Raw genomic sequence first — 21,831 nt, forward strand, 5'->3', positions numbered from 1 at the left:
GTTTTTTCTGGTTTCATGTAAATTTTACTACTGTCCAAAATAGGCGCTCTGCTCATCGTCCGGATCGAGTGATATGCTCTTATAGTGTTTTCTTCCCGTAAGTTGCCAGTAAACGGAAGGCAGGATGAACACGGTGGCAAACACGGAAAACAGCAACCCGCCAATCACGGCTATCCCCAGTGGGGCGGTTTGCTCGCCTCCCTCGCCCAGTCCAAGCGCCATAGGAGTCATACCAGCTATCATGGCAATGCTGGTCATGAGTATGGGTCTCAACCGATCCTTTATTCCTTCCAGGTGTGGGTTTTGTCTTTGATCTTTCCGATATTGCTCGGCTATGGTGACAAATAAAATGGCATTGGCCACCGCCACCCCTATGGCCATGATACTGCCCATGAAAGATTGAATATTGAGCGTGTTCCCACTTATCCAGATAAGAAGGAAGGATCCGGCTATGACGGCAGGAACAGTAGATAGCACTGCGAAGGAAAGCCGGAACGACTGAAAGCTGGCTGCCAGTAGCAGAAATATTACAGCTACTGCCAGCAAAAGGCCGGTGCTCAGTTCATCAAAGGTTTGGGTGAGAGGTTCTGCGAGTCCTCTGAATTTAACACTCATCCCGGCAGGTGGTTCACCCATTGCATTCACCTCATTACGTAGGGTTTTAATGGCGCTTCCCAGGTCTTTGTTATGCAGGTTTCCTGTGATGGTGATGAACCGTTGCTGGTTAAGGCGGTCGTATTCCCCAATCACGGTAGCCGGTTTCCATTTGCTCACGTCACCCACATAGACGGTTTTTCCATTTTCCGATTTAAGCGGCACCTTTTCGATATCACCGGGTTGATCTACCATATATTGTGGAAACTCTACCTGTACTTGATAAGCATTACCCGATCCGGCATCCAGCCAGTAATTGGGCTGGGTGAAACGGCTGGAAGAAGTGGAGGCCGTTACCGACCGGCTGATGTCTTCAATGGTAAGGCCCAACTGGCCGGCACGTACACGGTCGTACTCCAGGTCAATGGAAGGATAGTTCAACGGAATGCCAAACTGTACATCCCGCATAAAAGATAACCCTTCTATTCTGTTCTTTATTTCTTCAGCAAATTTTCGTGATTCAACAAGGTTTTTACCCTGCACGGCAATTTCCACCGATGTATTGGCCCCCTGGCTCATCACCTGGTCTACCAGGTCAGCAGGTTCGAAAGAGAGGCGCATTTCAGGTATGGTTTCCGCTATGCTTTTCCTGAGGGTTTCTTTGAGGACGTCCAAGTCTTGTCCTGTTTCTTTCAGCTTGATCTTGACAACTGCCTCATGCGGACCACTTGTCCATAGAAAAATAGTATTGACCGGGTAGCTCGGAGGCTGGATGCCGACAAATGCTGAAGTGATCTCTACATTTTCTCTACCCACCACCTCGTCTACTACCTCCAGGAATTTTTTTGTTTTCTCTTCAGTGTTTTCGATACGGGTGCCATCGGGCATCCTTAACCGGACTTGCAACTGTCCGGAGTTTACTTTTGGAAATATCTCTGTGCCGGTAGACTGCCAAACGGACGCAAGCATAGCAATAATGACTACCAGGTAAATACCGATGGCCCATCCGCCCATGTTTGTGATACCTTTTGTATATCCTGTTACCCGGTTTCTAAACCGTTGAAACTTTCCATCTTCGTTTTTAGGAACATGATCTTTCAAAAACCAATTGGAAAGAATGGGTACCATTGTTTGAGAAAGCAGAAAAGAGGCGATCATGGCAAAACCTACCGCCAGCGTAAGCGGTAAGAACATGGCCCTGGGCGTGCCGCTCATAAAAAAGGACGGGACAAATACGGCAAGGATGCTGATCAGGATGAGGAGTTTGGGCAAGGCAATTTCTTTGCAGGCATCCAGAATGGCCCGGGCCTTCGTCTTGCCCATTTCCTGATGCCGGTGGATATTTTCAATCGTCACAGTCGATTCATCTACGAGAATACCTATCGCCAGTGCCAGTCCGCCTAACGTCATGATATTGATTGTCTGTCCGGTCAGATAGAGGCACACTACTGCCGATAATATGGCAAGCGGTATGGTGAGAACCACAATGAGTGCACTGCGCCTGTCACCCAGGAACAGCAATACCATTAAGCCGGTAAGCACTGCTCCCAATACCCCTTCAAAGGACAGGGTTTTCAGGGAGTTGATCACGTAACCCGACTGATCAAATTCATAACTTACTTTGATGTCATCCGGCACAGCCGCCTGCATTTCCGGCAGGCTTGCCTTTATGCGCTTGACGACATCCCAAGTGGAAGCGCTCGCCCGTTTGGTTACCGGAATATATATGGAGCGGCTTCCATTGATCAGGGCATAGCCTGAAGCCACATCGGATCCGTTTTGCACCTCGGCTACATCCCTTACGTATACAGCGGGTCCGGAACCTTTCTTTAAGGGGATATTGGCCAGCTCCTGAATATCACTTACCACCGTATTCTGATTTGCGATCAAGAGTTTGTCCGCTGTCCGGATGTTGCCGGAGGGAGATATGGTGTTGCCTTTGGCAATGGCCATAACCAGTTCATCCGGGCTGATGTTGTAACTACGCAGCTTGGAAGGGTCTGCCTTGATGAGCACCGTACGCTGGTTTCCGCCAAAGGGAGGAGGAGCTGACACGCCCGGGATAGAAGCAAATTTGGGGCGTACTTTAAAAAGCGCCAGATCTTGTATTTCACCCAAGGACCGGGTTTCACTGCTAAAAACCAATTGGCCTACCGGTGCGCCTCCTCCGTCAAACCGGGTAATAAAAGGGGGTACGGTACCCGGAGGCATAAATGCCCTGGACCGGTTGACCTGGGCCACTACTTCCGCCAGAGCCTGAGACATATCGGTTCCTTCATGAAAGGTGAGCTTCATTAAGGAAACGCCCTGGATCGTTTTGCTTTCTACTTCTTTTATACCATTAATGTACAGGAAATGATATTCGTAGTAGGAGGTCATAAAACCCTCTATTTGGTTGGGAGCCAAACCTCCATACGTTTGAGCCACATATATAGTTGGCGTACCCAGCTTCGGGAATATATCGACCGACATGTTCCGGATAGCCAACACAGCAAAAAACACGATAGCCAAAAGGGCTACCATAACTGTTAAAGGTTTCCTTAAAGCAGATATTATTAGTTTGATCATCTCTATAATTGGTTTAAAAAGATTTCCAGATTACCATTTATAGCGGCTACATACAGTAGTGCTTTCCAGGCTTCCCAATAGGATCTTCGAAGTTCGATTTCTGCTGTTACCAGCTCATTCCGGGCTTCAATCAGCTCCGTAAAGGTTATCAGCCCTGCCTGGTACTGGGATTGTATGGCTTCATACGCATAACGGGCATCCTGGAATTGTACAGGTGTTTCCCCGGCAATGGCCAGTGCAGTGATTAATGTGTTATCAGCAACGGACTTTTGCTTGTTGAGGGCCAGGCGAACTTCTTCCAGTTTCTGTTTATCGGCTTCAGCTTCCAGTTCCTTTGCTTTCCACTGGGTTTGATAGCGGCTGATCTGGGTCAGCGGTATGGCAAGTTGTACACCAATGCCATAATTGAACCGGTTGATATTAAATCCGTCAGACGGGTTATCGACAAAGGTGGTGCCGTTGTTGCTGAGCTGCACACCGGAACCACGACCATAAGCAGTACCCAATACACTTAGGGTGGGCAGCCAGCTTAGTTTCTCCGCTTTATATTGGAATTGTGATGTTTTCCACTCGGCTATAGCCAACTGTTCTCTCGGATGGATCATTTCTGTATCTCCTAATAACTGTGGCAATATTCTAAAAAAGGTCGAATCCACCAGGTTTTCAGGTAAATCAGCCGCAACCAATTCCGACAGTGTTGCTTTATATTCATGAAGGATATTTTGTTGTTGCAGGATCTTAATTTTCGTCTTGGATAGTTCGGTATGAAAACGTGCCGTATCCACCCCCGAAACCAATCCGGAAGTAGCCAGGCTTACGGCTTGTTCGTAATTTGCTTCGGCTCTTTTCCGATCGCTTTCCAGTACATCCAGGATTTGAAGGGCGAGGAGGTAATCCAGGTAGGTGCTAGATAATTGCACGTTATGTTCCAATAGCGTAAGGCTTTTCATGGCCACCCCGGCCTCATAGGTGCTTTCGGCTGCTTTTATCTCATTGCCTCTGCGTCCGAAGGTGTAAGGCTCCCATTTCATGAGCAAACCGGCAGCCGAACCCCAGACCATATTGTTGAGATTCTCAGTAGATGGGGGACCGCTCACCGGTAAAATGTATTCAGGATAGAACATCCCGGTGAGGTTGTTATAAGTCGAATAGTTGGCCTGGGCAGAAGCATTAATATCGGGTATAATTGTACGCCTGGTGGATTTGACCCTTTCTCCGGATGCCTCCTTTTGTGCCTCTGCGGCAAGAATTGCGGGGTAGTTTTTTGTGGCTGTTTCCAGTAGCTGTTTTATAGGAACCTGGGTCTGGGAATGTACATTCGTCCAGGCAAAGGTAATGATGGCTACTAGCAGGGGGATCTTGAATATTCGAACCATTTTTCAATTTTGTCATTAATTATCACAAACCTATAATGCGATTCTGTAGAAATATGGGAATGGAGTTGGAAGCGGGGAAATGGGGAGAAGGAAGTGGGGAGGGACTTATATTATGAAAAGGTGAAATAATACAGGATGCCGCATATTATACTGACCAGGATTGTTTTCAGCATGTCCCATTTCAGGATGAAATAAACAAATGCAGCAATAAGTCCAATCACCAATGAAGGAATGTTAATTGTAGCCCACTCAGGTATCATCCACCTAATCCCCAGGGAATGGCTTTCGTTTACTTCTCCAAAAAGTGTATGGATAGCGAACCACACGCCAAGGTTGAGCACGACTCCTACAACAGCAGCCGTAATTCCGGACAAGGCAGTAGTGACGTTTTTATTGCCTCTTAAATACTCAATATAGGGAGCTCCGGTAAATATAAACAGGAAGCAAGGCACAAAAGTAGTCCAGGTTACCAGTAAGGAAGCTAAGATTCCGGCCAGAAGTGGATCCATCGTACCAGATAAACGATAAGCTCCCATAAACCCGACAAATTGCACAACCTGAATGAGCGGCCCGGGGGTGGATTCTGCCATGCCCAATCCGTCAAGCATTTCCCCACTTTTGAGCCAGCCGTAATCCTCCACAGCTTTCTGGGCTATATAAGCCAACACTGCATAGGCACCACCAAAGGTGACCACAGCCGTTTTGCTGAAAAACAGGCCTTCCGAAAAGAAAATATTTTCTGTTCCTATCCACAGGGCGATCAGTACTAACGGCAGTGCCCATAAGGTTATGAACAGCAAAACTGTTTTGACTGTTTTCTTTATTGAAGGCTTAACGGGCTGAATATAACTGTCAATGAAATAATTATTATCCTGATCCGATTTGGCCTCATGTCCTTTTATTACATGAAATTTTTCTTCCCAAATTCTGCCACCAATAAAACCGGTCAGCCCTGCCACAATAATGATGTAAGGAAAATCCACCTCGAAGAAAAATATGGCCACAAATGCCAGTGCAGCCATTATTATCATCACTTCATTTTTTAGCGCCCTTTTACCTATTTTGATGACCGCACCAATAACGATGGCCAGCACTGCTGGCTTTATACCAAAAAATATGGCTTCAACGATTCCTACGTCCCTGTAGGCTGCATAAAGAATACTCAGGATCAGAATGGAGATGAATCCCGGCAGGATAAACAGTACTCCGGCAACCAATCCTCCTTTGGTCTTGTGCAATAGCCAACCGATGTAAGTGGCCAGTTGTTGTGCTTCAGGGCCCGGCAACAACATGCAATAATTCAATGCATGTAAGAAACGGTTCTCGCTGATCCATTTTTTTTCTTCTACCAATATTTTGTGCATCACGGCAATTTGACCGGCCGGGCCTCCAAAACTGTAGATGGCAACTTTAACCCACACTTTTAGGGCTTCTTTATAGGAGACCTGTTTATCGATCATATATTATCTATATATGCTGAATATACTGGTGGTAACAGAGGAGAGGTCATGTGGTCTTAGTTCTATATTCCAACAAAAGTTATCCGTGTAATTTTTTAGCTGTTACAAACCGTTCTGCCACATTGTCCCAATTGATAATTTCCAATACAGTGTCGACAAATTCTGCCCTCTTGTTTTTGTATTTCAGGTAATAAGCATGTTCCCATACATCAATGACCAACAGGGGAACCACACCCCACTGCGTGAGCTTCTGGTGGTTTTCGCATTGCAGTAAAGTGAGGGATTGTGAGTAGGGCTGATAGCCCAATATTCCCCAGCCACTCCCTTCTACAGATTTGGAAATTTTGGAGATGTATGCTTTCAGGTTATCAAAAGAGCCAAAGTCTTTCTCTATCTGTTTCAGTAATTCCGCTTTGGGCTGTGTTTTTTTATTGGTCAGGTTAGACCAGAATATGGAATGCAGGACATGACTTGAAAAATGATAGGCCAGCTTACGAGTCCACATATCTACTTGATCCATCTCGCCTGATTGAAGGTGTTTTTTGATGTTTTCCAAGTCTTTATTCGCCCCTTTTACTGCTCCTCCATGATGAAATTCATAATGCAGGTGCAGGGTTTCTTCATCCATGTGTGGTTCTAAGAATGTCTTGTTATATGGAAGCGATTTTTGGATGAAATTACCATTGCTGTCCACCAGTTTATCCATGCCATTTTCTGTTACATTCTGTGAAAAAACGTTGTTGATGGGAAGGATGCTCGCTCCACCCAATATTGCCGAATTCCTGAGAAAATCCTTTCTGTTCATCATTGAAGTCATTTTATTTTAGATAATACACGTATTTATAAAGGTAAAGTAAATCATCAAATCTGTAGAAATTTGGGAAGATCGTCTGGTTACCCGAAATCCACCTCAAAAATGTGCAACCCTTTTTCTTCACGGTAATGAAGCTCCCAGCCGCTTGTTTCGGCAATCTTCCGGGCAATGGCCAACCCTAGTCCCCAGGTATCGGGATTACCGGATTGCTTGTAGAAACGGCTGAATAATTTGTCTTTCTCTAATACTCTCCCTTTTCCTTGCTTTTCATCCCCTGTGTTGGCAATCACGAGCTTTCTCTCTTTTGTTTGAATGTTCACCGTGCCATTTTCCCTGTTATGCAGAAATGCATTTTTAAGCAGGTTCTGTACCAGTATCTCGGCAAGCATCGTATTACCTTGCACAATCAAGTTATCTTGTGGTTCCGTTTTCACCGATATATTCAGGGCAGCTTTCTGTTCTTCATAATATTCCATTGATCGGCTGATTATTGTGTTTATATCAACCTGTTCTGAAAGGAGAAACTGCCGGTTTTCAATTTTAGATAAGAGCAGCAGGGTTTTGTTCAATTTTTTTAAGCGCTGTGTGGAGCCGATAATGCCTTCCACAATTTCCGCCTGCTCTTGTGTGAGTTCTGCCTGTCCGATAAGCCCTTCCAACCTTGACTGGATAACAGACAGGGGTGTTTGCATTTCATGGGAAGCATTTTCGATAAATTGCTTCTGGCTTTCAAATACTTCCTTGTTTTTTCGGGTCAGCTCATTCACAGCTTCATTCAGCATCCGGAACTCATCAATATGTGTAGGTGGCAGTGCAGGAAATTCTTGTTTATCAAATCGAAAGAGCCGGAGTTTTTCGAGTATTTCGAAAAACGGGCCCCATATTTTCCGGGAGATAACGCGCTGGGATACATAAAAAGAAAGCAACAGGCCCAGGAACAAAGATCCCAGCGTGATAGCAATGGTTCCGATCATTTCAGCCGCTTCCAGGTGAGGTTTTATGATTTCCAGCCGGTAATGTTTGCCATGTAGCTTCACAAAAGTGTTTAGCATGCGGTATTCATCGAACTCGTCATCAACAGGCTCATAAATGAGGGTATCGGTATAACTTTCGTATCTTTCCTGAAAAGCAGCTTCTTCAACAAGATAAAAGGTGAAATCGTCCAGCGGGTTGTCCTCTTTATACGGTGCTTCAGGGTTTTGTTCAAGGTAAGCCAGCAGGTTGGCTTTGCGGTTGTACAACACTTCATCTACATTTTGAAGTACGTTCCAGCTTAGCACCAGGTAAAACAATATGGAAAAAATCCCAAACAGGATCAGGAAATAAAGCGATTGAATGCGGGAGGTGTAGGTAAGCAGCTTCATAATGCCTGGATTTGATAACCTACCCCATAGATGTTGTTGATTTCTACCTGCGCCCCGGCATCTTTCAGCTTTCTTTTGAGGTTCCTGATCTGAGAAAACAGAAAATCAAAACTTTGGGCCTCATCCACATAATCGCCCCAAATATATTCCGCCAGCGATACTTTGGAGATCACCCGCTTATGGTTATTTATCAGGTGTGTAAGAATAGCATACTCTTTTTTTGTAAATGAAATAAGATTTTCAAGGTCGTTTACCCCGACCAGGTACTGGTCAGGTTCAATAACCAGGTTAGCAAAGCGGACAAGTTTGTTGGTTTTAAATTGTTTTCTGCGGATGATGGCTTTTATCCGGGCATTGAGTTCGGAAAAGTAAAACGGCTTGGTGAGGTAGTCATCAGCCCCAAGTCCCAGGCCCTTTAATTTGTCATCCAGCGAATTGCGTGCTGAAAGAATGATCACCCCGTCAGTTTTGCCTTCTTTATAAAGTCTTTCCAAAAGGTCAAATCCGCTGCCATCAGGAAGATTAATGTCCAGGACGATGCAGTCATAATTATAGAGACCGATGCGTTCCATACCTTCCCGGAAATTGCTTGCGGTATCGTAAAGAAAACCTTCATCATCAGCAAATTCCTCAAGGCTTTTCAGCAATTGCGGCTCGTCTTCTACGATGAGTAATTTCATAAATACAAAATACGGGGTTAATTCTGTAGAAACGTTGGCTTAACTATATCCTTGACAAATTATGGAAATGCGGCATTGGAGGGTCGCATAATGCTTACAGTAATCATCCACGATATTTCCTCTAGGATCGACAATACCATGAAAGCCAATACCTCATTCAAAATCCCGGTCTTTTATGTATTGCATTCATAAAAACCAAAGGTTGTCTTTTCCATAAGGTGGAATATCATCTCCCTTAAAGTGAGGAGCTATTTGAGCTACCATTTCAGGATATTTTATAGTGACCGGAAGATTTTGTTGCCTTATAGACTTCCAATACATTCTACTGAACTGATACACCTGATCTATCAACTCATTGACTGTTTTCATGTCTTTGGTAAGTTCGGGAATGGAGCATTGGATTTTTAGCTTAATGGGGAAGGGAAAGCCATCTGACTTACCCACCGGACTTCCATTGTATCTGGTATTGTTGAATAGCAGGTATCTATCCTTGCCTATTCCAATGAAGGTGCCACTATTTGGCATCAAACCTTTCCACTTTCTATCAAAAGCAACAATGTCTTCCGATTCCGTTTTGTTGATGGTGATAATGAAAACCGGAATTGATAGTCCCAGATCCTCCAATTGTTGCAGGATGGGTTGCATTTCATCTTCATTCATGGTTTTGTAGAAGTGAATAACCAATTTATCCGGGGCAGCATTGACAGTGGCATATTGCTTAACCGCAGCTCCAATTGATCCTGCGAGGATGTCGATTTCATCTTTTAAAAAATACTCAAAGCGATTGAAACGCCCATTATTGGTAAAACTAAAGGCACTTCCAATATATTGAACACCTATATCTACTTGCTTGAATGCTCCAACGCCAACGACTAATTCATTCTTTACCGGTGTATTTAGACGCCAGGGAATACCATCTAATTTAGCCAACATAGCTACAGCAATGTTGGGTAGGCTGTATCTCCAATTGATACCCTGTTCAACCATTTTTTGAGGATCAATGGCTTGAGAAGTGATTCTTCTTTTTAGAAGTACTTCCTTTAACTGATAGTATATTTCTCGTTTAGGCTTTTCTTTTTCGAATTTGCCATAAGGAGTGACATAGATTGCGATGTACTTGATTTCCGGGTCAAAATTTCTTGTGTTCAGAGCCTTTTCAATCTCAGAGATTGGATCTTCCTTGTCTTTAAAGACAACACTAAATCCTTCTGCAGTGTGAAAATACAACCCTACATAGCTCTGCATGCCATTGAATGAATCGAATCCCTTCTCAAAGTGCTCTTTAATTGTGAAGGTGTGCTCCGCATCATCAGCGTGGACTATAAAGAATAAATGAATATTGGGATAGGGACTTTTCTTAAATGGTTTTAATCTTTTGAGCGCATATTTTGGTGTGGTATCTGGCTGATTGTTGCCGAAAAGCAACTGGTTGCTCTCTTCTGACGTGGAGTCAATTCTTGAAGGAACAACGGAAAGAAAACCTGATTTATGTAATGGAATGAGCTTTTTGAATTTGGGCTGGTTCAGATATTTGCAATAGAATCCCTTGATATAGCTTAGATATACCGGATACCGGTTGTCTCTGAGAGGGAGCCCGAACGGAATGCCCAATGCTGCTTCAAGGTCTTTGTTAATAACCGGATAGCAGTTCTCCGGATCAATAAATTCATTTTCCTGACACTTTTCCCATTTGTATAAACTCTTACCGTGTAGGACTCTGTTGAAGCATTTTGGGCTGATTGTCTGAATCAATTCAGCTACACTCTGTTTTGAGATTTTGGATTGACCATCATAGGATAACACCAACTCCGGATAGTCACTAATCAATGAAATTTGAACCTTTAAAGAGAATTTCTCATATACATCATACAAGTCTGTTCCTCCTACACTTGTTTTTAACCATACCTGGTTTTCATTCACAAATCCCGTCCTAACAATTTTCTTGGCAATCTTTCGGAAATAGTAATTGATCTGATGGTTGTAGTATCTCTTAACAAAATCCTGATTCTCATTTTTGAGATCAATGGATAAAGGTTGAAATCCTTCTGCTGGATAACCAAAGGTGGTATGGAGCGTATTTGTGCTATTGCGGACTAATCCGGGGAACAATGACTCGGCTTCATTAGGGAAAAGGCTGAAATAGAGATCCTGGCACCTGTCATTACTTTCGTTTGAAAAATAGAGTGTTACGGGCTCCTTTGGCCAGTCGAATGTGAGTACATTGAAGAATAAGTCCTGATCCATAGCTCTTCGATAGGTTAAAACACCTGAGATAATTTTTTAGCCTTCAACACTTTGTCAATTGAAGTATATCGAGGGGCTTGCGGAGCAAGTCCTTTCTTGTCTTTATCCAGGGGAATAGGGGTTATGGTTTGATCACAAAAAGTCCAACATACCCGGTTTTCGGGAAGCAATTGCACTATTTTAATAATATAGAGCGCAAATGTTTTTGTCCTTTTTTGTAGGTCTGTTTTATTCATCATTTACAAATTATCATTCATAGATTTGAATGGAGTTGGCGTTCTACAAATTTCAATGCTTCTAATGCCTGTGGTTCGTCTTGGATATCGTCCATGATCTTGTCCGCCAGCCATAAGAAAAGCAGTTCATCTTCCTTTACTTTCAAAAAGTCGGCAATCCTGGAAATTTGGTCCCTTTGGGCTTTTCTCTCTCCACGCTCCAACTTACTCACCAGTGCGGTATCCACTTCGATATGGGCCGCCACTTGCCGGAGCAGTAAACCCTTTGTTTCCCGAAGCTCCCTGATCTTATTGCCCAGATAATTCATTGCCGTATTATTGACTTGTCAGAATTTGTCAAATATAAGAAAAGAAAGCGATAGTAAAAGCAAAAAGAAGTGATAAACTGATTTCAGGAATTTGAGGAAATAGAGGAAACTAAGGATTATTTGTCCTTAGGTTGACCAGTGGTGTAAATTTTTAATGGTCTGGTCGAACCTTCGGAAGGAAAGCCCAACGGGCTTATCCTTCCTTGATTTCCTTAGAATCCTGAGATTCCTCAAGTGAGGTGTTTATATAATTGTCGTGTGCCTCACGGTGAATAAGACCTGATTTCACAAAGTGGGCAATGTAGCCTTCTGCTGTCTTTGCCGGAATACTCATTGTGTTGGCTACTTCAAGGTATTTCTGGCGATTGAAGTTGCGGGGTAGGGCATACAGGAACTTCTCTTTCTTATTCATTCGTGTGGGCTTGGGTTCTTCCTGCGGAAGCTCTACAAACACTTTGCTTGAATGCTTGACCAATACCTTCACCATTGAAAGCGCAGCTTGAAAATCCCTTTCCTCACAAATTAGCTTTCGAGAAGTATCGCCCGTTTCCATGATCCGCAAAGCGGAGCATATCATGCAGATGCGGTAGGCAATTAAACCCAATCTCCTAATAGTGGCCATGTAGTCCAAGCCCTGAAGGTTCATGTACTTTTCCTGAATCTGTCCGAAAAACTGATTGAACTGTTCTTGCTGGTCTGCCGTGAGGTAGAACTGCCGGGGCTCATCCTGCATAATGACTTTGTAGAGTTCATAGAACTCATTGCCCAGGGCTTCAAAGTAATCGTCCAGTCCGTTGTCTGTTTGGCTGGCAAATACATTTTTCCATACCGGCCGCACATTCATGAAATAGAAGATGAAACGGCTGAATAGGCCGTTTTCAGCGTTGGGTATCAATGCCGAAACTTGTTTTGGCGTTCCTGAAAGGACAGTAGAAAGACAAGGGCTTTCAATGTCTACAAACTCACGGTCGGTTCTGCGATAGTAGGAAATGGTTTCATGGTGAAAAGCTTTTCTAAAGCCGTCACTGTAGTTTCCGTAATCACTCTTGAAGGCATGTGCTAAGGTATCACCTTCGGTCTCGAAAATCAGCCCTCTGCCATCACTATCACCCAAAAGCTGGTAAGCTCCCGTTGAACTGTTGTTTGCAGGAATGAACAGCATCTTCTCCGGTGGTTTGGCTGGCTTCTCGATACCTTCTTCCTTTCCTTTTTTGGCATTGTATTCGGCCATTTCCAATTCATAGTGTTGCTTATGGAGTTTAGCCTGTTCTCTCAATTCTTTGTGAACCGGATTCACCAACTGGCGGCAATGCACCAAGCGGCCTTTTCCTGCGGATGCTTGGGCTGTAATGAATAGGAACAGATTGGGGAAAACCCGTTTGCCATCATAAATGCCCGATACTTTGGGTAAACATGCACTGATAGCTCCGAGGGAACCGAGGAGTAGAATATCCCTTTCCTCTTTGGAAGTGGCAATCTCCACAACCTTTTGAAGAAATTCAGGAAGTTCAGGAAACATAGAATCGGAAAATGTCGGCATTTCTTCCGGTTCCTGATTTTCCCTCTGCTGTGGATGCTCTTGACTGCCGGTCAGTTTCTCCCTCTTGAAAGTACGCTGATCCTGCCGTTCTGCCCGTGGAGGCGTAATATCAATTCCTGCATCTTTGGTCAGGAAGAAAAAGGTTTTTAGTGAAACGCCATGACCTTTTGATTTCAAGCAATTGTCAAATTGCTTGTCGCACTCCGGAGCGGAATAGTCGGGGTAGAACTGGCTAACTCTATGAAATAGCGGCCGGCCATTCTCTCCAAATTCATCCGCAAAGGTGAAGCCGATATTAACCCAATCGCTGTAAGTGGAGGTAATATCAACCCGGTTAGCTTCAATGCTCTGGATGATGCGTTCTACTTCGTCTATTTGAGAATCTGAATTGAAAGTTGGTTGCTCAGTAACTTTTGGTTGCGGGGTTGGCTGATTAAGCCAATCCTGCGGATTGAATGTCTTTCTTTCCATGTCCTACAAGTATTTAGGATTGATGAATATTTCTGAATCATGCGGAAGGAAACATGCCCTTGAAATGTCCTTTCCGGATTGGTCTATTTCGAGTTGATAGGTGTGGGAAACGTAGTTTGCCACTGCCTTGAAATAGTCCTGGTGTTTTGCTTGCGTCAAGTGGATTGGAATTACCCATTTGAGGCCATCACCTGAAGGGGATATAAACAGTAGCTCTGTTTCAAAGTAATGGTCGTTGAGCAATGCCGCCTTGAGTGAAGGAATGTCTTCAATGTGGTCAAAATCGATTGTGAGCAAACCTGAATGTTTTTGAAGGTTTGCGTCATTGCGTTTGGAGAACGTGCCTGAGAAGGTCACATAATCAAAATTTTGAGCCTTGTACTTTCGGGCTTCCTTCGGGTCGGGAATGTTGCGTAGTGTACTTGTACACGAAGCAAATTCATTCCCTTTGATAAGGCGGTACACCTCAACTAAGGAGGCTTTCCGACTTGGTGTTACGTTGGTAACAGGCTTGGTGAAATAGCTGAAAACTGGCGGAGCCGGTTTGATTATTTCAGGAAGAGCAACCGCAGGTTGCGATTCTGCCTGTCTGTAAAAACCTTGCTGCTTACCGATACGCAAATGCAGTTCCTCATTCAGCTTGTCGAGAAGGGCTTGCCCTTCGAGGCTGAAATGCAATGCTGCAAAATCAAAGACATTGCCTTGTGCAATGACTTCTTCGGAATCGGTGTGCGTAGCGCAACCGTCAACCACTTTTACCAACAATGTAGGCTTGTCCGCATTGAAAGGGTTTTTCGCAGGTTTACAGTCCCTTCCCGAAAGGGAAAGGACTGTTTCACCCGGATAGTACTGTCGCAACACATGGGCATAGATATTCAGGCCGTAGTGCGTTTTGTCGAGAATGGCTTTTCTACTTACCTCCATAGTGCTTTGATTTTGAAGGTGAGTAATTGGATTCCAGCAAGGCTTCTATATCGGAAACCTTGTAGTAGAATTTACCATTGATTCGGCTGTAAGGAAGAACCCCACTATCCCGAAGGGATTGGAGGGTTCTTTTACTGATGTGAAGCGTTTGCATCACTACCTGTCCATCAATCCATTCTTCGCTGAACTGCTCCAAACGTGATTTATGGAAATTGAGGAGATAGGCTTTGACTGTTTTAATGTCTTGAGCGAGGGTCAAGATCATATCCATTAGCTCGTTCATAGCTTCACCCTCCCTTTCTTGATTAGGTAATCCGCTGCCCGTTGGTCTATTTCTTCCTGAGTGGAATTGCGGTTGCGAAGCAACCAGCTTTCCAACTCGCTTCTTTTGAAATAGAGCTTCTTTCCATTGGGCTTGTAGTGTGGAATATTCCCTGCACTTGTCAACTTGTACAAGTGTGACTGTGAAAGTTCCAAGTACTGGCAAGCCTCATTGAAGTTTAAAACTTCTTTCGTATAAATCCCCTGGCTCTCAATTAGGCGTTGGAGATTTTCAAGACGTTCAATTATTTCGTCCATCTTAAATCGTATTAAGAATTAATGAATGGACTCTTGGCCAAAAGTCATATCCGATTGTCGAATACGATGCTAAAGTAGGAGGCTAAAAGGGGCGTTATGAGGCTCTAAAGCATGGTGCAGTGTAGAGTGCAGAGTGCAGAGTGGGCTGTAAAAATTGATAGCCCACTTTTAAGGTAAAAGAGGACTAAACAAAAACAGAAAAAAGATAAAAGGAGTATAGTGCAGAGTGGACTATATCAGGTGCGAAACTGCCTTTTCTATTTTATCTCCTGATAGGTTCGGTCTTTTTAAAGACCTGAACTTTGACCTGTCAAAGGAATTCCCATCAGTATCAACGAAGCATAGGCAAGTCACTTCCCATTGCTTTTGCTTTAGATCCTCCACCAACTTATGCTCAGAGTATATCAGCTTAATGAAATAGAATAGCTCGCTGATATTTCCTGTCCATTCTATAGGCGTTTTGATTTCACCTCCTGAGAATACCTTTTTGAAGTTGAGTAGGGTTGTGGATTTGCTAATGAAATGATTCAGCTTTAGACTATCCCATAAATCGGTCAATTTATCTGGGTTGGTGTTTAGCTGCTTGTAGGTAAATGAATGAAATGAATTTGCCGTTGCTGCGGTTTCCGTTTTGGCTGCTGGTAATGGTTTGGATTCAACTTCAATTACTTGAACTGGTTTCAAGAAATGTTTGTCCGGGACAGGTTCTAAAAGTAGTTGGCTGTAAAAGTCCTCCAGTATGAATTGATCTTCTATCCAAGTGCTGAAAGCATTTTGGATTTCTAAGTAAAGCTGCATGTATGCAAGCTTTAGAAGCTGTAAGATGAATGTGTTTGCCTTGTGAGTTTGGTCTAATTCAAAGGATGTTTTTTTAGGATCTATGTACGTCAGTGCATAGTCCTTTTCTTTAATGAGCTTTCCAAGGTCTTTTAAACGTGTTTTAATCCGCTTGTTAAGTGTGTCTTCAAGCCAATACTTGATTAAGTTTTCGTTGTTGTCCTCCTTGATCAGCTCCACAAGCCTGACACATTCCGCTTTGACATTATTCAATATCAGTTTGGAATAGTACTTTGTTTTGTGATCGAATGGCCTGTGAAAATTGATTTCATATTTGAATTGAAAATCTGTGGAGGCTTCTTTTACGCTGCTGAGTTTGGAAGCATACTTTTGATCAAGGCTGTTTTTCCCTAACCAAGGGCGAAGCTCTTGGTACAGGATGTCGTCAAGTAATTTGGTTTGATTGCTCATAGGTCAAGTTTGATTTTGTTGGCTGCTTCCTGTTTCTTCTCATCTATGATTTTCGCATAGACTTGGGTGGTCTTCAATTCCTTATGGCCTAAGAGCTTTGAGACTGTGTAAATATCAGTTCCTGCCGTAAGCTGCAAAGTGGCATAGGTATGACGGGCACAATGGAAAGTGATGGTTTTGGAGATACCAGCTTTCATCATCCATTGTTGCAATTTCAGGTTATGCCATGCAGAGTATTTTAATCCTTTGAATACTCGCTCTTCTGGAGCTTGCCTTTCACCGAGCAAGCCAAAGGCTTGTTCTGAAATAGGGAGGGTTTCTGCTCCCTTGGTTTTCTTTTGTCTGAATCGGATGTAATACCCGTTATCATTTGAGTGCTGCACCTCTGACCAGAGTAGCTTATTAATGTCTGACCACCTGAGACCTGTAAGGCATGAAAATATGAATGCCGTTTTCATCTGAGGTATTTCACATTCCGTATTGGCTGCTGCTTGCAGTTCCTCCAAGGTCAGAAATTCTCTTTCAGGTTCACCTTGTTTAAAGGCGTCAACTCCTTCACTTGGGTTGGTGGGTAGAATACCGTCTTTCACTGCTTGCTTTAAAGCTGCTCGCAACTTGTTAAAGTAGGAGTATTTAGAATTTTGAGATAGTTTCTGGTCACCATGTGCAATAGCCTTTTTATCAAGGTAGTATTTGAAATCCTGAATAAACTGACGGTCAATATCTGAGAAGGAAACCTCATAGGAACAGAAAGCCTTTAGGTGTTTTAGCATACTTGTCCAGTTGCCATAATTGCCTGGGCTGTCTTGTCTCTGGTTAGCCAGTAGCTCAATGTATGCAAGGAAGCTGCCTTTCAATTTCTCATTGTCTCGGAATCCATAAACACCGTTTTGGATTTCGATTTGTCGCTGTGCTCTAATAGTCTCAGCTAATTGAAGGGTCTTTTTGTTGACTTCCTTTTCCTCTTTGGTCTTTGCATTGGGCGAAAGGTATAATTTGAGGTATTCGGTTTTCCTTTTCCCCTTGTGGTAGTAGTCGAGGTATAGACTGGTCTTTCCACCTTGATTGCGTTTTCTTAGTGTTACTTTCATGCCTGAAACAGTTTTTCGATTTCTTCTCTCTTGATGATGGTACGGCTCCCAATTTTTGCAGCTTGTATTTTCCCGTTTTTGATTTGACGGTACAGGGTCATTCTACTTGCTCCAAGTAGTTTGCAGGTTTCGGCAATACTTAGAAAGTCTTTGTCTTTGACTTGCTCCTGATTGTATTCTTGTTTCTGTACCGCAGTAGGGGCAATCTCCTGCACCTTCTGATCTCTCTTGCGTTTCTTGTAGGCACGCTTGGCACAGTTATCACCACAAAATTTTGTCACAGTAGTCTTGGCGATAAACTCAGTACCGCAATGCTGACAGATTTTGGGAACTCGAATGTTGCTGCTCATGGTGTTTCCTTTTTGGGCTTGTTTCTGTATCAGAGTGTACCCCTTTGTATCAGGATGTATCTGTATGTAACATTATCTCGCCTCTATCTTAAAAATCTGTTGCTAACAACAAATATTGATTGTTAAGCAACAAATTAGAAACGAAAGATAGGAAAAAATAGGAAAATTAGCAACAAGTAAAGGAAGTAAAAACAGCCTAAAAGTAAGTAAAAGAAGGGTTTAGCGTACTATATGAAAAGTAATTACTTTCCAATACAAAACTTACTAAAAATATTCGCCAATAAATCATCCGTTGTGATTTCTCCTGTGATCTCACCAAGGTAGTGGAGGCTTTGGCGTATGTCCATAGCGACAAAGTCATTAGTTACTTGATTGTCTATGCCTTCGATAACAGCAGTTAAAGCGTTTTTGGTTTGAAGCAGAGAGTCGTAATGACGGATGTTGGTCACAACGGTATCACCTTTCTTGAACTTATCGAGGTTGACGAGTTCGAGGATACGTTCTTTCAGTTTTTCTACTTGCTCTGGATCTTTGGCCGAAAGAAACAGCATATCAGGGTGCTGCCCTTGGAGTGTTTCGATAAAAGCAGGATCAGCTTTGTCGAGCTTGTTGGCGAGCTTTAAGAAGGGCACGCCAGCGTTTTCAAGAAGGTTAATTTCTTTGTTCACTTCAACGATGGAAGTGTCTGCCAAATCAAAAAGGTAAATAATCAGCGAGGCGGTTTTCATTTTGGCTTGGGTGCGTTGTACGCCCATCGCTTCAATCACATCGGTTGTCTCTCTCAAACCAGCCGTATCGATAAAGCGAAAAGCAATGCCGCCAATAATGATTTCGTCTTCGATAAAGTCGCGGGTAGTACCAGCAATGTCAGAAACAATGGCTTTTTCCTCATTCAGTAAAGCATTCAGTAGGGTAGACTTGCCTGCGTTGGGTTTGCCTGCAATTACGGTAGGTACACCGTTTTTGATCACATTGCCCAAATCAAAACTTTGGATCAGTGCATTGATCACTTTCAAAAGTCGGTTGACCAAATTCTTTAAATCCTCGCGGCTGGCGAATTCTACATCTTCTTCACCAAAATCGAGTTCAAGCTCAATCATGGAAGCAAAGTGAATCAGCTCTTCGCGCAACCTTTTAATTTCATCAGAAAAACCACCACGCATTTGACTAAGCGCAGTTTGGTGGGCTGCTTCTGAGTCGGCATTGATGAGGTCGGCTACGGCTTCGGCTTGTGCCAAATCGAATTGACCGTGCATAAAGGCGCGCTTGGTAAACTCACCTGGTTTGGCTGGTCGTGCCCCTTTACGGATTAACAACTGAATAATCTGACGTATGATATAACTCGATCCGTGGCATGAAATCTCAATTACGTTCTCTTTGGTGAAGGATTTTGGTGCAATGAAAAGTGAGATAAGCACTTCGTCTAGAATTTTGTCACCATCGCGGATTGTACCAAAATGAATCGTATGCGATTCCTGTTTCGTAAGGTCTTTTCCCTTAAAAACCGCATTGGTGATGCTTATGGCTTCTTTTCCAGATAAACGGATTACGCCAATGGCCCCCACGCCTTGTGGTGTAGCCAATGCAATAATGGTGTCTTCGTTTTGAGCTAATGCGCGCATAGGGCAAAGGTAGTTGGAATTTGATAATTAGGCATCTTCATTTCTAATAAGCTCTATTCGATCAGCTTCAGTATATTTAGAAATGAACTGGATACAAACCCATTACAAGAGTCTCTTGATTGCGCTGGGCTGTTTTATAGCCTTTGTGGTTTTTGAGGCGTTTCAGCAATTGTTTTATGCTGAAAACTTCAATAATGGAGTACCTATGGATGTTACATTTTCGGAGGTGCTCAAAGGCGGCATGCTGCGCTGGGGACTCTGGTTGGCTACTTCGGTGGGTTTGGTGTACTATGTTAGTAAATCGCCAATAAGGTCGGGGTATGAGCTGATTCGGAAGCTTTTGGCTTATGGGGGGCTGCTGCTTTTGATTTTACTGGTGGATATCGCTTTGGCGGCTTTGGTCAATATGCGAGCCGATGAAAAGAGCTGGTCTGTCTTCACCGAATTGTTTCAGTTTTACTTCTTTCATAAGGCACCCATTGTTTTCGTTTTTCTAGTGGTAGTCATTCTCCTAGTTCATTTTTTTCAGTATAAATCCGAAATTGAAGTGTACATTCAAGAACTGGGTGACCTGGAAAACACTAATTCTAAGCTGTATAAGCAGATAAAATCTACGGAGAGTAATGTCATGGATACTGCCAAGGTAATTCAGGTGAGGGTGGGGAATAGATCGCAGATTGTGCCGCTTGAACATATTGTTTGGATTGAAGCGGATGATTATTGTGTTAAAATTCATGACCAGAAAGGAAAGGCTTATACACTTCGGAACTCTCTTAAAAGCTTGGAAGAAAAACTTCCTTCAGATTACTTTCAAAGGATTCACCGCAGATCAATCGTCAATCTAAAGTTTGTAGAGCGGATAGAATGGGGTGCTTCGGCCTCGGTTACTATGCAGAATGGGCCGGAGTTGCCTTTGGCGCAGTCGCGGATTAAGTCCGTAAAGGCGGCAATGAACTAAGGAAAGCCTTGACTTTACTGCATTTGTATTAGGCTTCACTGCAAAAACCTTTGTTCAGTTGGGTTTTGAGGCCATTATTAAGGAAAAAAGGTCATGCAAAAATTATCAATCTCTATTCTGTTCAGTGTTTTGTTGCTCATAGGGCTTTCTCTACACGCACAAAAATTGTCGTTCCCCTTTGAGCCTTCTGCCGAAAACCCATTTGGTTTGCCAAACCCTGAGGCCAATCCCGCTATCAAAGATTTCGCTCCTATGATTGGTTTATGTAATTGCGTTTCTCAAGGCAGAAATGCAGACCAAACTTGGGCTGAATCCGAAGCAATGACTTGGCGCTTTAAATACATTATGAATGGGATGGCGGTTCAGGACGAAACGCTTAAGGCTAATGGAGTTCATTCAGGCAGCATTCGACAGTTCAACAGTGATAGTCTTAAGTGGTACGTCCATTATTATACCTCCAATGCCGCTGTGGCTACTTTACCTGCTTGGGAAGGAAATCTTGCTGTAGAGAAGGATAAGCTGGTATTGTACAGAGAGCAAAAGGCGCCTAATGGAGCAGAGGGTTTTTTCCGATTGACCTTCTATGATATGACTGCTGAAGGTTATAAATGGATTGGGGAATGGGTTGATAAAACCGAATCCATAGTTTTTCCCACTTGGAAAATAGAATGCACAAAAATCAAAGACTAATTAGGCTTCAGAAAGTAAGATGTTCTCTGCCACGGTGGGGGAGATTGTGATCGTTTTCTTACCGTCAATAGTTACATCTACCGAGCCATCAAATTCCATTCTGTCCATAATCTGTAGTCTTGTACCGATGGAAATGCCTACTTTGTCCAGATACTTTAAAAACGAAGCACTGGAGCCATTGACTCCTACCACGATACCAGCTGTCCCTACTGGAAGTTGTGCAATTGGGTCTTTTCGTTTTTCTGTTAGTTGACCATTTTCATCAGGAATCGGGTCTCCGTGCGGATCGAATTTAGGGAAGCCCAAAAACTCATCTAGTCGCTGAAAGAGTAGGGGAGATTTGATGTGCTCTAACTGTTCGGCTACTTCGTCTAATTGATCCCATTGAAAGTTGAGTTTTTCTACTAGAAAAACCTTCCATACTCTATGTTGTCGAATTACGTGAAGGGCCTGAATTTTACCTTTTTCCGAAACATTTACACCTCTATACTTTTGGTAGTCCACCATCTTTTTTTCGGACAGTCGCTTGATCATATCACTTACCGAAGCAGGGGCGGTTTTCATTTCTTCTGCCAAAGTGTTGGTGTTCACGGAACGTTTCCCAGCTTCTGAAAGATGGTAAATGGCCTTTAAATAATTCTCTTCAACAAAGCTTAACATAGGAGTGTATCGGGCTAAAGGTAATGATTGATTACAGCGCAAATATAATATTTA

The 21,831-nt window shown here is 43.3% G+C and carries 19 protein-coding genes; 2 read left to right on the plus strand and 17 right to left on the minus strand.

Going from position 1 to position 21,831, the window contains the following annotated elements:
* Positions 1–27 precede the first annotated feature (27 nt).
* From AAC026_RS10400 to mnmE, 16 genes are all read right to left on the minus strand, one after another.
* Positions 28–3,162 (minus strand): efflux RND transporter permease subunit, encoded by a 3,135-nt coding sequence (locus tag AAC026_RS10400; RefSeq protein ID WP_149393313.1) that lies wholly within the window; start codon positions 3,160–3,162, stop codon positions 28–30.
* A gap of 2 nt (positions 3,163–3,164) precedes the next feature.
* Entirely contained in the window at positions 3,165–4,538 is a 1,374-nt protein-coding gene (locus AAC026_RS10405) for a TolC family protein (protein ID WP_137402989.1), read from the minus strand.
* Positions 4,539–4,648: 110 nt separating this feature from the next.
* Entirely contained in the window at positions 4,649–5,998 is a 1,350-nt protein-coding gene (chrA, locus tag AAC026_RS10410) for a chromate efflux transporter (protein WP_272987528.1), read from the minus strand.
* 79 nt (positions 5,999–6,077) lie between these two features.
* Entirely contained in the window at positions 6,078–6,806 is a 729-nt protein-coding gene (locus AAC026_RS10415; RefSeq protein WP_226334942.1) for a superoxide dismutase, read from the minus strand.
* 86 nt (positions 6,807–6,892) lie between these two features.
* On the minus strand, positions 6,893–8,176 hold the full coding sequence (locus AAC026_RS10420; RefSeq protein ID WP_339697624.1) for a HAMP domain-containing sensor histidine kinase: 1,284 nt from the start codon (positions 8,174–8,176) through the stop codon (positions 6,893–6,895).
* Complete coding sequence (locus AAC026_RS10425; protein ID WP_149393309.1) at positions 8,173–8,856, minus strand: response regulator transcription factor; 684 nt, start codon at positions 8,854–8,856, stop codon at positions 8,173–8,175. The genes AAC026_RS10420 and AAC026_RS10425 overlap by 4 nt, the downstream gene beginning before the upstream one ends.
* Before the next feature lie 186 nt (positions 8,857–9,042).
* Positions 9,043–11,100: a Piwi domain-containing protein gene (locus tag AAC026_RS10430; RefSeq protein ID WP_149393308.1), complete on the minus strand. Its 2,058-nt coding sequence runs from the start codon at positions 11,098–11,100 to the stop codon at positions 9,043–9,045.
* Positions 11,101–11,353: 253 nt separating this feature from the next.
* On the minus strand, positions 11,354–11,644 hold the full coding sequence (locus AAC026_RS10435) for a helix-turn-helix transcriptional regulator (RefSeq protein WP_149393306.1): 291 nt from the start codon (positions 11,642–11,644) through the stop codon (positions 11,354–11,356).
* Positions 11,645–11,837: 193 nt separating this feature from the next.
* On the minus strand, positions 11,838–13,655 hold the full coding sequence (locus tag AAC026_RS10440) for a DUF3987 domain-containing protein (RefSeq protein WP_149393305.1): 1,818 nt from the start codon (positions 13,653–13,655) through the stop codon (positions 11,838–11,840).
* Positions 13,656–13,658: 3 nt separating this feature from the next.
* On the minus strand, positions 13,659–14,579 hold the full coding sequence (locus AAC026_RS10445) for a BT4734/BF3469 family protein (protein ID WP_149393304.1): 921 nt from the start codon (positions 14,577–14,579) through the stop codon (positions 13,659–13,661).
* Positions 14,566–14,862: a helix-turn-helix domain-containing protein gene (locus tag AAC026_RS10450; protein WP_149393303.1), complete on the minus strand. Its 297-nt coding sequence runs from the start codon at positions 14,860–14,862 to the stop codon at positions 14,566–14,568. Before AAC026_RS10450 ends, AAC026_RS10445 begins: the two co-directional genes overlap by 14 nt.
* On the minus strand, positions 14,859–15,158 hold the full coding sequence (locus AAC026_RS10455) for a helix-turn-helix domain-containing protein (RefSeq protein ID WP_339697628.1): 300 nt from the start codon (positions 15,156–15,158) through the stop codon (positions 14,859–14,861). The genes AAC026_RS10450 and AAC026_RS10455 overlap by 4 nt, the downstream gene beginning before the upstream one ends.
* A gap of 231 nt (positions 15,159–15,389) precedes the next feature.
* The gene (locus AAC026_RS10460; RefSeq protein WP_339697630.1) at positions 15,390–16,406 is read right to left on the minus strand and encodes a hypothetical protein; all 1,017 of its coding nucleotides are present in this window, start codon (positions 16,404–16,406) and stop codon (positions 15,390–15,392) included.
* Entirely contained in the window at positions 16,403–17,497 is a 1,095-nt protein-coding gene (locus AAC026_RS10465) for a site-specific integrase (RefSeq protein WP_014022280.1), read from the minus strand. Before AAC026_RS10465 ends, AAC026_RS10460 begins: the two co-directional genes overlap by 4 nt.
* Positions 17,494–17,847 (minus strand): helix-turn-helix domain-containing protein, encoded by a 354-nt coding sequence (locus AAC026_RS10470; RefSeq protein ID WP_115869583.1) that lies wholly within the window; start codon positions 17,845–17,847, stop codon positions 17,494–17,496. The genes AAC026_RS10465 and AAC026_RS10470 overlap by 4 nt, the downstream gene beginning before the upstream one ends.
* 242 nt (positions 17,848–18,089) lie before the next feature.
* Positions 18,090–19,469 (minus strand): tRNA uridine-5-carboxymethylaminomethyl(34) synthesis GTPase MnmE, encoded by a 1,380-nt coding sequence (gene mnmE / locus AAC026_RS10475; RefSeq protein WP_339697637.1) that lies wholly within the window; start codon positions 19,467–19,469, stop codon positions 18,090–18,092.
* Positions 19,470–19,551: 82 nt separating this feature from the next.
* Here mnmE and AAC026_RS10480 point away from each other — a divergent pair, with 82 nt between their 5' ends.
* Positions 19,552–20,427, plus strand: coding sequence for a LytTR family DNA-binding domain-containing protein (locus AAC026_RS10480; RefSeq protein ID WP_339697639.1), 876 nt, complete (start codon positions 19,552–19,554; stop codon positions 20,425–20,427).
* Positions 20,428–20,520: 93 nt separating this feature from the next.
* Positions 20,521–21,117, plus strand: coding sequence for a hypothetical protein (locus AAC026_RS10485; protein ID WP_339697641.1), 597 nt, complete (start codon positions 20,521–20,523; stop codon positions 21,115–21,117).
* Here the strand turns inward: AAC026_RS10485 and AAC026_RS10490 are convergent, their stop codons facing one another.
* Positions 21,118–21,777: a metal-dependent transcriptional regulator gene (locus tag AAC026_RS10490; RefSeq protein ID WP_339697643.1), complete on the minus strand. Its 660-nt coding sequence runs from the start codon at positions 21,775–21,777 to the stop codon at positions 21,118–21,120.
* Between the last annotated feature and the right edge of the window lie 54 nt (positions 21,778–21,831).

The sequence above is a fragment of the uncultured Roseivirga sp. genome (genome assembly GCF_963973945.1).
GTDB lineage: Bacteria > Bacteroidota > Bacteroidia > Cytophagales > Cyclobacteriaceae > Roseivirga.